Origin of the sequence: Pseudomonas sp. S3E12, assembly GCF_001702295.1 — a bacterium.
GTDB lineage: Bacteria > Pseudomonadota > Gammaproteobacteria > Pseudomonadales > Pseudomonadaceae > Aquipseudomonas > Aquipseudomonas marginalis.
Genome location: NZ_MBDT01000002.1, coordinates 233,038 through 245,713 on the forward strand (window position 1 = coordinate 233,038; position 12,676 = coordinate 245,713).

Consider the following 12,676-nt stretch of genomic DNA (forward strand, 5'->3'; position numbering starts at 1 on the left):
CCGACAAAGTCCTCTGCGCTGCGCAGGCGCAGAGGGCTAGAATGCTCGCCACTTGTACTTGCCGAGCCTCTCCATGCGCCGTCTCCTGTTGACTCTCCTTCTGCTGGGCTCTGGCCTGGCCCACGCCGGCGAACTGCCGGAAACCGACTGGCTCGACCTGATGCCGCTGTCGGACCAGAAGGCCCTCGAGGCCATGCCCGAGATCGATCACAACTCCCCCGAAGCCCAAGGCACGTTCACCGACAAAGGTGGCCTGAAGCAGAGCAAAGGCTTGCCGGCGGTGATGTATTCGACCAAGACCGTGGCCGCCATGAACGGCAAGAACATCCGGATCGGCGGCTACCCGGTGCCGTTGGAAACCGACGCCAAGGGGCGCAGCACGCTGTTCTTCCTGGTGCCATACCCGGGCGCCTGCATCCACGTGCCGCCACCGCCGCCTAACCAGTTGGTGCTGGTGCGTTATCCCAAGGGTTTGAAGCTGGATGATATCTACACGCCGCTGTGGGTGACCGGCACGTTGAAGGTGGAGACGGTGAACAACGATTTGGCCGACGCCGCCTATGCGCTGGATGCGGGCAAGGTGCGGGTCGTAAAGGAATCCGATCTATAAGCTTCCGCTGGGTTTACAAGGCGATGCCGGTGATGCTCACACCCAGCGTGTGGCTTTCACCCGGCGCCAGCGTCACCACATCATCCAGCACATTCGCCGTCTCGATGCACAGCATGCCCTGCCAGCCATCATCGGCCATGTCGTCGAAAGCCTTGGCGCGTTCGGTCCAGGGATTCCAGATCACGGTGGATTTCGAGCCTTGGCTGGTGAGCTGGATGCGACGCTGCCAGTCCTGATCGAGGATGCTCAGCGACGGGGGCGTATCGAGGTAGATGCGGTCGGTCTCGGCAGTGAAGTGCAGCAGGCCGGACTGGGTTTTCTCGCTCCAGCCATCGGCGGTATCGATGTATACCGAGCCGTCCAGGCCTTCGATCTGCACGTTGCGTACGTCGCTCACGGCGAAGTAGGTGTGCAGCGCCTGGCTGAGCGTGACAGTGCCGTCGCCACGGTTGTGGCTGGTCAGGCGGATGTGCAGTTGATCGTCCAGCAGCAGGCTCAGGCTCAGGTCGACCTGATGGGGCCAGCCGGGGAAGCCGCCTGCAGGAACCGGTAGTTGCAGGTCCACCCGTAGCGTTTCACCTTCAAGGGAGGCGCCGGCCAATGCCCAGGTCGCGGTACGCACGAAACCGTGAGCGCCCGCAGGCTGATCACTTCGGCGCATCGCCTTTACGCTGGACGGGTTGCGGTCGAACACCCCAAACCAGGGCCAGCACACCGGTACGCCGGTACGAATGCCCTTGCCCTTCTTGAACACCGCCTCAGGATTCGGCCAGATCAGCGGCTGCTCGCCTTCACGCCCGTAACTGAAGATATGCGCGCCCTGCTGGGCAATCATCAGCTCGGCGCCGTTATGGCGGATGCGCCAGCAGTCCAGTTCGTCGACTTTCACGGTCTCAACGTGGGGCGTAGGCATAGCAGGCACTCTCAATGGCAGGCAATGGGGCAATTGACCGTCAAAACCCCGCGAGGTTTAACGCGCGCGCGATGGCACCGAGCGTGTGCGGCCGCTGCCATCGATAGCGACAAATACAAACACCGCCTCGGTGACCTTGCGCCATTCGCTGGACAGCGGGTCGTCGCTCCACACTTCGACCATCATCTGGATCGAGCTGCGGCCGATTTCCAGGGCCTGGGTATAGAAGGACAGTTGCGCGCCCACGGCCACCGGCACCAGGAACGCCATGCGGTCAATGGCCACGGTGGCCACACGCCCGCCTGCGACCTTGCTGGCCATGGCGGTACCGGCGAGGTCCATCTGCGCGACCAGCCAGCCGCCGAAAATATCGCCAAAACCGTTGGTTTCACGCGGGAGCGCGGTGATTTGCAGGGCGAGATCGCCTTGCGGGATAGGATCTTCTTGTTCGAGTTCGATCATGCCGGGGGGCCTCTGACCCGTGACGCTTTTATAGGTGGAGCAAGGTGGATAGCCGACTGTTAGAAAAACGTTTCAGCACAAACATACTCCGTTCGATACGTTTCTCGTAAGGCGTACTAAAGGGAAACTCTGCCAAATCGGCTGGATGGCACCCAACTACGTTTTGGCGCAGCAGCCCCTCAAGCCTGGGGTTCTTGCGCTTGCAAGGGCCGAGTATATCGAGACCCTGGCGCCACGACGACCTCCCGGCGCTCATTTGGTCGGTAAATAGCTGCTGTATCGCGGCTTTTGCGCGCAACTGTTCTCCTGGCGCTGTGCTTTTACAAGCGATTTGCTATCTTGCCAGACCGCCGCCGGTCCCGGGCGTGTCGTCCTTACCAAGCTGACTACTATAAGAGAAGCCTTGCCATGTCCTCCGTGCCTGCAAGCAGTGCGCAACCGTCGCGCCCGCTGACCCGCAACGACTACAAAACCCTGTCGCTGTCTGCCTTGGGCGGGGCGCTGGAGTTTTATGACTTCATCATTTTCGTGTTTTTCGCCACCGTGGTCGGAAAACTGTTCTTCCCTGTCGATATGCCCGAATGGCTGCGCATGATGCAGACCTTCGGCATCTTCGCCGCCGGTTACCTGGCACGCCCGCTGGGTGGCATCATCATGGCGCACTTCGGTGACCTGCTGGGCCGCAAGAAAATGTTCACCCTGAGCATCTTCATGATGGCCGTGCCGACCCTGATCATGGGCCTGCTGCCGACCTACGCGCAGATCGGCCTGTGGGCACCGGTCCTGTTGCTGTTGATGCGCATCATCCAGGGCGCAGCGATTGGCGGTGAAGTCCCCGGCGCCTGGGTGTTCGTCTCCGAGCACGTACCGCCGCGCCATATCGGCTACGCCTGCGGCACCCTGACCAGCGGCCTGACCGCCGGGATCCTGCTGGGCTCGCTGGTCGCTACCGCGATCAACACTATTTACAGCCCTGAGCAGGTCTCGGATTACGCCTGGCGCATTCCGTTCCTGCTCGGTGGCGTGTTCGGCCTGCTGTCGGTGTACCTGCGCCGCTGGCTGCATGAAACGCCGATCTTCGCCGAGATGCAGCAACGCAAGACCCTGGCCGCCGAGCTGCCATTGCGTGCCGTATTACGTGACCACCGCGGCGCCATCGTGTTGTCGATGCTGCTGACCTGGCTACTGTCGGCCGGCGTCGTGGTGGTCATCCTGATGACCCCGACCGTGCTGCAGACCATCTACCACTTCAGCCCGACCGTTGCGCTGCAAGCCAATAGCCTGGCCATCGTGACTTTGAGCCTTGGCTGCATTGCCTCCGGCGCCCTGGCTGACCGTTTTGGTGCCGGGCGTGTACTGGTAAGCGGTTGCGCCTTGCTGCTGGCGACCTCCTGGACGCTGTACCACAGCCTCATGACCCACCCGGACTGGCTGTTCCCGCTGTACGCCTTGACCGGCCTGTTCGTCGGCACCATTGGCGTGGTGCCTTACGTGATGGTGAAAGCCTTCCCGCCCGTGGTGCGCTTCACTGGCCTGTCGTTTTCCTACAACGTGGCCTACGCCGTATTCGGCGGGCTGACGCCGCTGGCGGTGTCGCTGCTGATGAAGGAAAGCCCGATGGGGCCGGCCTACTACGTGGCTGTCCTGTGCGTGATGGGGATGGTGGTGGGTGGGTATCTGTGGAAGCGCGGGCGGTAACCCCGTTTAGCGCTTTTACCGGTAACCATGTGGCGAGGGAGCAAGCTCCCTCGCCACATGTCTTGCGTTTTATAACAATTACAGCTTGTTTCCAAGAAGTCACTTAGTCGCTCTAACCTCCTCGTACGTCCCGACCTTCTCTCCTTTTGTTGTGTGATCTCCAATGCTGGCCTTTCATCCAATTGTCATATTTCAGACATAGAGTGTTCACACGGCCTCTCGATACTTGGCCCCGATCCAACTATCCCTATCTGCTAGGAGCAAGGCATGAAACTGAAACGTTTGATGGCGGCAATGACTTTTGTCGCTGCTGGCGTTGCGACCGCCAACGCGGTGGCCGCAGGTGTTGATCCGGCAATCCCGGCTTACGTCAAGACCACTGGTGTGTCGGGCAACTTGTCCAGCGTCGGTTCCGATACCCTTGCCAACCTGATGACCCTGTGGGCCGAGGGTTACAAAAAGGAATACCCGAACGTCAACATCCAGATTCAAGCTGCCGGCTCCGCCACCGCGCCACCTGCGCTGACTGAAGGCACCTCCAACCTGGGCCCGATGAGCCGCAAGATGAAGGACACCGAACTGGCGGCCTTCGAGCAGAAGTACGGCTACAAGCCAACCGCGATCCCGGTTGCCGTGGATGCCCTGGCCGTGTTCGTGCACAAGGACAACCCGATCCAGCACCTGACCATGGAACAAGTCGACGCGATCTTCTCCTCGACTCGCCTGTGCGGTGGCAAAGCCGATGTGAAAACCTGGGGTGACCTGGGTGTGACCGGCGACCTGGCCAACAAGCCAGTGCAACTGTTCGGCCGTAACTCGGTATCCGGCACCTACGGCTACTTCAAGGAAGAAGCCCTGTGCAAAGGCGACTACAAGCCTAACGTGAACGAACAACCCGGCTCGGCTTCGGTCGTGCAGTCGATCAGCTCTTCGCTGAACGGCATCGGTTACTCGGGCATCGGCTACAAGACCGCCAGCGTGAAGACCGTGGCCCTGGCCAAGAAAGGCAGCACTGACTTCATCGAAGACAGCGAAGAAAACGCCTTGAACGGCAAATACCCGCTGTCGCGTTTCCTCTACGTTTACGTCAACAAAGCCCCGAACAAGCCTCTGGCCCCGCTGGAAGCCGAGTTCGTGAAACTGGTTCTGTCCAAACAGGGCCAGGAAGTTGTGGTCAAGGACGGCTACATCCCACTGCCAGCCAAGGTTGCCGCCAAGGCCCTGGCTGACCTGGGTCTGAAAGAAGGCAACTGATTGCCTCTGCGGGGCCGGAATACCGGCCCCGCATCCGAATTTTCTAGTCCGCTGCCAGCCCTGCTTCGCGGCGGATTTGTTGCGTCACTGCACTGTCATCTTTCTGTCATACAGGATCGCTAGGGTGTGCGCATGAATGATCTGGCCAATTCCACCATGACGACAACTTCTCCCCCCAAGCGCATTGATTTCAATACGCCTGAGCTGCAACGCAAGCGCCGTATTCGCGCGCTCAAGGATCGCCTGACCCGTTGGTACGTGCTGGTGGGCGGCCTCGCCGTTCTGGGTGCGATCACCCTGATCTTCTTTTTCCTCGCCTACGTGGTCGCGCCACTGTTCCAAGGCGCCTCGCTGACCAAGGAAGACGCACTGACGCCCGCCTGGATGCAGGACGCCGGCAAGCCGTTGTTGATCTCCCTGGAAGAGCAGAACCAGGTCGCCATGCGGGTTTCCGACAAGGGCCAGGCGCTGTTCTTTGACGTCACGAGCGGTGCCGAACTCAAGCGTGTCGACCTGCCGCTTGCGCCCGGCGTGAGCGTGGCTTCCATCGGTGAAGACCAGCCGGGCAGCCCGCTGGTGATCCTCGGTTTGTCCAATGGCCAGTCCCTGGTATTCCGTCACACCTATAAGGTGTCGTACCCGGACGGCAAGAAAACCATCACGCCTGCGATTGAATACCCCTACGGTGAAACGCCGATCGTGCTCGACGATGCCGGCCGCCCGTTGGAGCATGTTGCCCTCAACGCCACTGATACGTCGCTGGTGGTGGCAGGCTCGGCCGGTTCGCACTTGAACGTGCTGACCCTGAGCCGCGAAGAAAACATGATGACCGGTGAAGTCACCAGCGAGCAGAAGCGTGTCGAGCTGCCGCAAATGACCGAGCCGGTGAAGGCGATCTTCATCGATCCGCGCCAGCAGTGGCTGTACGTGATCAACGGGCGTGCCCTGGCGGATGTGTTCAGCCTGCGCGACAGGAGCCTCAACGGTCGCTACAAATTACTGGAAGATGGCACTGCCGAAGTCACCGCCAGCACCCAGTTGGTGGGCGGCATCTCGCTGATCGTCGGTAACTCCAAAGGCGGCCTGGCCCAGTGGTTCATGGCCCGAGACCCGGATGGCGAGCAGCGCTTCAAGCAGATCCGTACCTTCCAGATGGGCACCGCGCCCATCGTGGAAATCACCGCCGAAGAGCGGCGCAAAGGCTTCACCGCCCTCGACGCTTCCGGCAAGTTCGGCGTGTTCCACAGCACCGCCCACCGCACCCTGCTGGTGGATCCGGTGGTCGACGGCCAGGGCGTGTTTGGTATGTCGCCGCGCGCCAACCGCGTGATCGTCGAAGCCGGCGGCAAGCTGCAGCCACTGCTGCTGGATAACCCGCACCCGGAAGTGTCCTGGAGCGCGTTGTGGAGCAAGGTCTGGTACGAAAACTACGACGAACCTAAGTACGTCTGGCAATCGACCGCCGCCAACACCGACTTCGAACCCAAGATGAGCCTGGCGCCATTGACCTTCGGTACCCTGAAGGCGGCGTTCTACGCCATGCTGCTGGCGGCGCCACTGGCGGTTGCCGCGGCGATCTATACCGCTTACTTCATGGCCCCGAGCCTGCGCCGCAAGGTCAAGCCGGTGATCGAACTGATGGAAGCCATGCCGACGGTGATCCTCGGCTTCTTCGCCGGCCTGTTCCTGGCGCCGTATGTCGAAGGGCATCTGCCGGGGATCTTCAGTCTGCTGATGCTGCTGCCGATTGGCATCCTGGTGGCCGGGTTTGTCTTCAGCCGCCTGCCTGAGTCTATCCGCCTGCGGGTTCCCGATGGTTGGGAAAGCGCGATCCTGATCCCGGTGATCCTGTTCGTGGGCTGGCTCTCGCTGTACATGAGCCCGTACCTGGAAACCTGGTTCTTCGGCGGCGACATGCGCATGTGGATCTCCCACGACCTGGGCATTACCTACGACCAGCGCAACGCCCTGGTGGTCGGCCTGGCCATGGGCTTTGCGGTGATCCCGAACATCTACTCCATCGCCGAAGACGCCGTGTTCAGCGTACCGCGCGGCCTGACCCTGGGCTCCCTGGCCCTGGGCGCCACACCGTGGCAGACCATGACCCGCGTGGTGATCCTGACCGCCAGCCCGGGCATCTTCTCGGCGCTGATGATCGGCATGGGGCGCGCCGTGGGCGAGACCATGATCGTGCTGATGGCCACCGGTAACACGCCGGTGATGGAGATGAACCTGTTCGAAGGCCTGCGCACCCTGGCGGCCAACGTCGCGGTGGAAATGCCCGAGTCGGAAGTCGGCGGCAGTCACTACCGCGTGCTGTTCCTCTCGGCGCTGGTGCTGCTGCTGTTCACCTTCATCATGAACACCCTCGCCGAGCTGATTCGTCAGCGTCTGCGCAAGAAATACTCGTCGCTTTAAGAAAGGTAGAAGTCTGTGAAACAGAACTCCCTGAATGGATGGTTCAAGAGCGGCGCTCCCGGCGTCTGGATCAGCGGTGGCGCGGTGTCCATCGCGGTCATCATGACCATTGGTTTGCTGGCCGTGATTGCCGTGCGTGGCCTGGGCCACTTCTGGCCGGCCGACCTGATCCAGGCCAACTACAACGTGCCGGGCCAGGAAAGCCATATCGTCATCGGCGAAGTGGTGCAGAAAGAAGAAGTGCCGCGCGAGCGCCTGAAAAGCGCGGGCCTGCCGGTGCCCGATGCGGGCCCGGAGTTCATGACCCGCGAGCTGATCAAGGTCGGCAACCGTGACCTGAACGGCAACGACTTCACCTGGATCGTCGGCGAGTGGTTGAAGGACCAGAGCACGCCGAAGAACCTGATGACCATCGAACGTCGTGAGTGGGGCAACTTCTACGGCACCCTGGTCAACGTCAAGCAGGATGGCAAGGTCATCGCTGAAGGCGAGGCCGCGTGGCCGGAGCTGCAAGCCCGCGTGGACCGCGTGAACAAGCTGGCGGCCCAGCTCAAGACCCTGGAGAAGTCCGACATCGGCGCGATCAACGCCGGCCTCGAGCGCATCCGCCTGCATGGCCGCAAACTGGAGCTGGAAGGCAAGCTCGACGCGGCCGCCCAGGCCGACATGGATGCCGACCGCGCCGAGCTGAACGCTCGCTACCAGGACATCGAAGCGCGCCTGGCCGACCTGCACGCCCAGTTCAACCGTGACGCCTTGACCGCTCGCGATGGCAACGGCAAGGAAATTGAAATCGGCATCGGCAAGGTGGTGCACGCCTACCAGCCGAACGCCATGGGGACCGTGACCAAGATCGGTTTCTATGTCAGCAAGGTGTGGGAATTCCTCAGTGATGACCCTCGGGAAGCCAACACCGAAGGCGGGATCTTCCCGGCGATCTTCGGCACCGTGATGATGACCCTGATCATGGCGATGATCGTGACCCCGTTCGGCGTGCTGGCGGCGGTGTACCTGCGTGAATACGCCAAGCAGAACACCCTGACCCGTATCATCCGCATCGCCGTGAACAACCTGGCGGGTGTACCGGCCATCGTCTACGGCGTGTTCGGCCTGGGTTTCTTCGTGTATGTATTGGGTGGCTCGGTCGACCGTCTGTTCTTCGCGGAAGCGCTGCCGGCACCGACCTTCGGTACACCGGGCCTGCTCTGGGCCTCGCTGACCCTGGCGCTGCTGGCGGTACCGGTGGTGATCGTGGCCACCGAAGAAGGCCTGGCGCGGATTCCGCGTACGGTGCGTGAAGGCTCCCTGGCGCTGGGCGCGACCAAGGCGGAGACGCTGTGGAAGATCGTGCTGCCGATGGCCAGCCCGGCGATGATGACCGGCATGATCCTCGCCGTGGCCCGCGCCGCCGGTGAAGTGGCGCCGCTGATGCTGGTCGGCGTGGTGAAACTCGCCCCGTCGCTGCCGCTGGACGGCAACTACCCGTACCTGCACCTGGACCAGAAGATCATGCACCTGGGCTTCCATATTTATGACGTCGGTTTCCAGAGCCCTAACGTCGAGGCCGCACGGCCGCTGGTGTACGCCACCGCCTTGCTGCTGGTGCTGGTGATCGCCACGCTCAACCTGTCGGCGGTGTGGATTCGTAACCACCTGCGCGAGAAGTACAAGGCGTTGGACAGCTGATCTGAATTGAACGCGGACTTATTTGTGGGAGGGGGCTTGCTCCCGATTGCGGTGTGCCAGCCAGCACACATGTTCCTGATGCACCGCTATCGGGGGCAAGCCCCCTCCCACACAACAGCACAGGGAGCATCCCATGCAACACGACACCCATTCCCACGGCATCAACATGTCTGCCCTGGGTCGCGACAAACAGAGCCTGAGCCTGGCCCAGGAAACCGTGGCCATCGAAGTACCGGGCCTGAGCCTGTACTACGGTGACAAGCAGGCACTGTTCGACGTCAGCATGAACATCCCCAAGCAGCGCGTGACCGCCTTTATCGGCCCGTCGGGCTGTGGCAAGTCCACGCTGCTGCGTACCTTCAACCGCATGAACGATCTGGTGGACGGTTGCCGCGTAGACGGGGCCATCAACCTCTACGGCACCAACATCTACCGCAAGGGCGAAGACGTGGCCGAACTGCGTCGCCGTGTGGGCATGGTGTTCCAGAAGCCTAACCCGTTCCCCAAGACCATCTACGAAAACGTGGTCTACGGCCTGCGCATCCAGGGCATCAACAAGAAGCGCATCCTCGACGAAGCGGTTGAGTGGGCCCTTAAAGGCGCGGCGCTGTGGGACGAGGTCAAGGACCGCCTGCATGAGTCGGCACTCGGCCTGTCCGGCGGCCAGCAGCAACGCCTGGTGATCGCGCGCACCATCGCCGTGGAACCGGAAGTGCTGCTGCTCGACGAACCGTGCTCGGCACTCGACCCGATCTCGACGCTGAAAGTCGAAGAGCTGATCTACGAGCTCAAGTCCAAGTTCACCATCGTTATCGTGACCCACAACATGCAACAGGCGGCGCGGGTTTCCGACTACACCGCGTTCATGTACATGGGCAAGCTGGTGGAGTTCGGCGATACCGACACCCTGTTCACCAATCCGGCGAAGAAGCAGACCGAAGACTACATCACCGGTCGCTACGGCTAGGAAGCTGTGGTTCTGATTGCACTGACGCTGCGGTTCTCCGCACCTTACCGGACGCTCCAAGGACGCCAACATGATTAGCAAAGAAGGCCTTACCCACCATATCTCCGCGCAGTTCAACGCCGAGCTCGAGGAAGTGCGCAGCCACCTCCTGGCGATGGGCGGGCTGGTGGAGAAGCAAGTCAACGATGCCGTTACTGCGCTGATCGAGGCCGACTCGGGCCTGGCCCAGCAAGTGCGCGAGATCGACGACCAGATCAACCAGATGGAACGCAACATCGACGAAGAATGCCTGCGCATTCTCGCCCGTCGCCAGCCGGCAGCCTCCGACCTGCGCTTGATCATCAGCATTTCCAAGTCGGTGATCGACCTCGAGCGGATCGGCGACGAAGCCACCAAGATTGCCCGCCGTGCGATCCAGCTATGCGAAGAGGGTGAAGCGCCGCGCGGTTATGTCGAAGTGCGTCATATCGGCGACCAGGTGCGCAACATGGTCCGGGATGCCCTGGATGCCTTTGCGCGCTTTGACGCCGAGCTGGCATTGTCGGTAGCGCAGTACGACAAGGTCATCGACCGTGAATACAAGACCGCCCTGCGTGAGCTGGCCACCTACATGATGGAAGACCCGCGCTCTATCTCGCGGGTCTTGAGCATCATCTGGGTGTTGCGCTCCCTTGAGCGGATCGGTGATCACGCGCGCAATATCTCGGAACTGGTGATCTACCTGGTGCGCGGTACCGACGTACGGCACATGGGCCTCAAGCGCATGAAGGCCGAAGTTGAGGGTTCAGCCGATCAAATCCCTAATGTTCCGGGCGAATCTGACGATAAGTAAGGTTGCCCGAGAAATTAACGCCCGGCCTCTGGTCGGGCGTTTTCGTTTGTGGCGCCTGAATTTTTTGCGAATCGGGTAAAAGAAAGTCCGAACGTGACTACAGAGTTTTGGCAAAATGCCATTAGTCAGGCGTTTTGCGTGCCGAAGTTTTTATAGGATGAAGGGTCGATGAGTAAAGTCAGTGTATTGGTGGTGGATGACGCCTCGTTTATCCGCGACCTGGTGAAGAAGTGCCTGCGCAACTACTTCCCCGGGATCAAGCTTGAAGATGCGGTAAACGGCAAGAAGGCCCAGACCATCCTGATGCGCGAGAGCTTCGACCTGGTGCTGTGCGACTGGGAAATGCCGGAGATGTCCGGCCTGGAGCTGTTGACCTGGTGCCGTGAGCAACCGCACCTCAAGGCCATGCCGTTTGTGATGGTGACCAGCCGTGGCGACAAAGAGAACGTGGTCCAGGCGATCCAGGCCGGGGTATCCGGTTACGTCAGCAAACCGTTCACCAACGAGCAACTGCTGAACAAGGTCAAGCAGGCCCTCCACAAGGTCGGTCGCCTCGACGCCCTGGTCGCCAGCGCGCCGACCAAGATGAACTCGGCCTTCGGCAATGATTCCCTGAGCGCCCTGACCGGTGGCAAGCCCGAAGCCGTACGTGCAGCCCCCGTTGCTGCGGCTGCGGCTGCGCCAAGCAAAGGCCTGCTTAACAACGCCCCGCCGGTCCAAGCGCCAGGCGCTGCGCCCGCTGGCGGCCGTGGCCAGGGCCAGTTGCGCCTGTCCAGCGGCACCCAGCAATGCGTGATCAAGGCACTGAGCATCAAGGAAGCGCTGCTGGTGGTGCGTCGAGGTGAGGTCCTGCCTCAGGTACTGGAAAGTGCCGTGCTCGACCTGGAACAGGGCGACAACGCCGAGGTAGCGCGTCTCAACGGCTACCTGCACGCCATCGTCGCCTTCGAACCCAAGCCGGACAGTGACTGGCTGCAACTGACCTTCCGCTTTATCGACCAGGATGCGCAGAAGCTCGACTACATCTCTCGCCTGATTGCGCGCGGTACGGCGCAGAAGCATTTTGTGCCGGGGGCCTGACCTTCAGTCCGAAAGGGCGTGCCCCGGGATTGTCATGATCCCTTGCTAGCTTGCTGTTCATTCACTCCGGCAGGTTCGCGCCATGCTCCTTCGCCTTTTGCTGTCCTGCATGTTGGCCTTGGTCGCCAATTCGACCCAGGCCATGACCCTGTACAAATCCACCGATGCCAACGGCATGGTGTTTTTCAGCGATCGGCAAACCCCCGGCGCCCAGGCGTTCGTGATCCAGGAACGTAGGGTCGAGCGCGTACAGCCGCCGGTACTCTACAGGCCAAAACCCGTTTACCCGCAACAAGCCTACCGTTACCCCTTGCCCTGGCGTGGCGGTCCGTTCCGCCTGACCCAAGGCCCCAACGGCAGTTTCAGTCACACCGACGCCAAAAGCCGCTACGCCATGGACATCGCCATGCCCGAAGGCACGCCGATCATCGCGGCACGCAGCGGTGTGGTGGTGAAAATCGAGAATAGCCAGATCGGACGCGGCAACGATGCGTCAGGCAATTTTGTGCGCGTGCAGCACGATGACGGCACCCAGGGCGTGTACCTGCACCTCAAGCAAGGCTCGGTCAGTGTCAGGCCGGGGCAGCGTGTAGCGGTGGGCAGCGCACTGGGGTTGTCGGGCAATACCGGCAACAGCAGCGGGCCGCACCTGCACTTTGTGGTGCAACAGAGTACCGCGGCCGGGCTGGTGTCGATTCCTTACGAATTCAACCAGCCGGTCGGGACATTGCCCAATTTTGCATTGGGCAATTGAGG

The 12,676-nt window shown here is 61.5% G+C and carries 11 protein-coding genes; 9 read left to right on the top strand and 2 right to left on the bottom strand.

The annotated features are described in order from the left end of the window. The first annotated feature begins 73 nt into the window (after positions 1-73). Positions 74-610, top strand: coding sequence for a DUF3299 domain-containing protein (locus tag BB029_RS01090; protein ID WP_065937956.1), 537 nt, complete (start codon positions 74-76; stop codon positions 608-610). 13 nt (positions 611-623) lie between these two features. On the opposite strand, the gene BB029_RS01095 is transcribed toward BB029_RS01090, so the two are convergent. Together BB029_RS01095 and BB029_RS01100 are read right to left on the bottom strand one after the other, a co-directional pair. Beyond that, complete coding sequence (locus tag BB029_RS01095) at positions 624-1,523, bottom strand: D-hexose-6-phosphate mutarotase (protein ID WP_065937957.1); 900 nt, start codon at positions 1,521-1,523, stop codon at positions 624-626. Positions 1,524-1,580: 57 nt separating this feature from the next. Next, entirely contained in the window at positions 1,581-1,985 is a 405-nt protein-coding gene (locus BB029_RS01100) for an acyl-CoA thioesterase (protein ID WP_003176975.1), read from the bottom strand. Between the two features lie 408 nt (positions 1,986-2,393). Between BB029_RS01100 and BB029_RS01110 the strand changes: the two genes are divergently transcribed. The 8 genes from BB029_RS01110 to BB029_RS01145 all read left to right on the top strand — a co-directional run bounded on the left by BB029_RS01110 (position 2,394) and on the right by BB029_RS01145 (position 12,674). Beyond that, entirely contained in the window at positions 2,394-3,683 is a 1,290-nt protein-coding gene (locus BB029_RS01110; RefSeq protein ID WP_065937959.1) for an MFS transporter, read from the top strand. A gap of 267 nt (positions 3,684-3,950) precedes the next feature. Next, complete coding sequence (locus BB029_RS01115) at positions 3,951-4,937, top strand: phosphate ABC transporter substrate-binding protein PstS (protein ID WP_016978637.1); 987 nt, start codon at positions 3,951-3,953, stop codon at positions 4,935-4,937. Between the two features lie 384 nt (positions 4,938-5,321). Further along, positions 5,322-7,355, top strand: a complete 2,034-nt coding sequence (locus tag BB029_RS01120; protein ID WP_174556989.1) for an ABC transporter permease subunit — start codon at positions 5,322-5,324, stop codon at positions 7,353-7,355. A gap of 15 nt (positions 7,356-7,370) precedes the next feature. Next, entirely contained in the window at positions 7,371-9,041 is a 1,671-nt protein-coding gene (gene pstA, locus BB029_RS01125; protein ID WP_065937961.1) for a phosphate ABC transporter permease PstA, read from the top strand. Positions 9,042-9,174: 133 nt separating this feature from the next. Next, positions 9,175-10,008 carry a phosphate ABC transporter ATP-binding protein PstB gene (pstB, locus tag BB029_RS01130; RefSeq protein WP_027608247.1) on the top strand — a complete coding sequence of 278 codons (834 nt, stop codon included), beginning with the start codon at positions 9,175-9,177 and terminating at the stop codon, positions 10,006-10,008. A gap of 70 nt (positions 10,009-10,078) precedes the next feature. Beyond that, positions 10,079-10,840: a phosphate signaling complex protein PhoU gene (phoU, locus tag BB029_RS01135; protein WP_065937962.1), complete on the top strand. Its 762-nt coding sequence runs from the start codon at positions 10,079-10,081 to the stop codon at positions 10,838-10,840. Between the two features lie 168 nt (positions 10,841-11,008). Then, positions 11,009-11,920, top strand: coding sequence for a response regulator (locus BB029_RS01140; RefSeq protein ID WP_065937963.1), 912 nt, complete (start codon positions 11,009-11,011; stop codon positions 11,918-11,920). Between the two features lie 82 nt (positions 11,921-12,002). Beyond that, a complete protein-coding gene (locus BB029_RS01145; protein ID WP_065926746.1) occupies positions 12,003-12,674 on the top strand; it encodes a M23 family metallopeptidase in 672 nt (223 codons plus the stop codon). Positions 12,675-12,676: the final 2 nt, after the last annotated feature.

Coding starts and splice junctions, on each gene's coding strand:
- BB029_RS01090 (WP_065937956.1), top strand. CDS start 74: ATGCGCCGTCTCCTGTTGACTCTCCTTCTGCTGGGCTCTGGCCTGGCC.
- BB029_RS01095 (WP_065937957.1), bottom strand. CDS start 1,523: ATGCCTACGCCCCACGTTGAGACCGTGAAAGTCGACGAACTGGACTGC.
- BB029_RS01100 (WP_003176975.1), bottom strand. CDS start 1,985: ATGATCGAACTCGAACAAGAAGATCCTATCCCGCAAGGCGATCTCGCC.
- BB029_RS01110 (WP_065937959.1), top strand. CDS start 2,394: ATGTCCTCCGTGCCTGCAAGCAGTGCGCAACCGTCGCGCCCGCTGACC.
- BB029_RS01115 (WP_016978637.1), top strand. CDS start 3,951: ATGAAACTGAAACGTTTGATGGCGGCAATGACTTTTGTCGCTGCTGGC.
- BB029_RS01120 (WP_174556989.1), top strand. CDS start 5,322: ATGCAGGACGCCGGCAAGCCGTTGTTGATCTCCCTGGAAGAGCAGAAC.
- pstB (WP_027608247.1), top strand. CDS start 9,175: ATGCAACACGACACCCATTCCCACGGCATCAACATGTCTGCCCTGGGT.
- phoU (WP_065937962.1), top strand. CDS start 10,079: ATGATTAGCAAAGAAGGCCTTACCCACCATATCTCCGCGCAGTTCAAC.
- BB029_RS01140 (WP_065937963.1), top strand. CDS start 11,009: ATGAGTAAAGTCAGTGTATTGGTGGTGGATGACGCCTCGTTTATCCGC.
- BB029_RS01145 (WP_065926746.1), top strand. CDS start 12,003: ATGCTCCTTCGCCTTTTGCTGTCCTGCATGTTGGCCTTGGTCGCCAAT.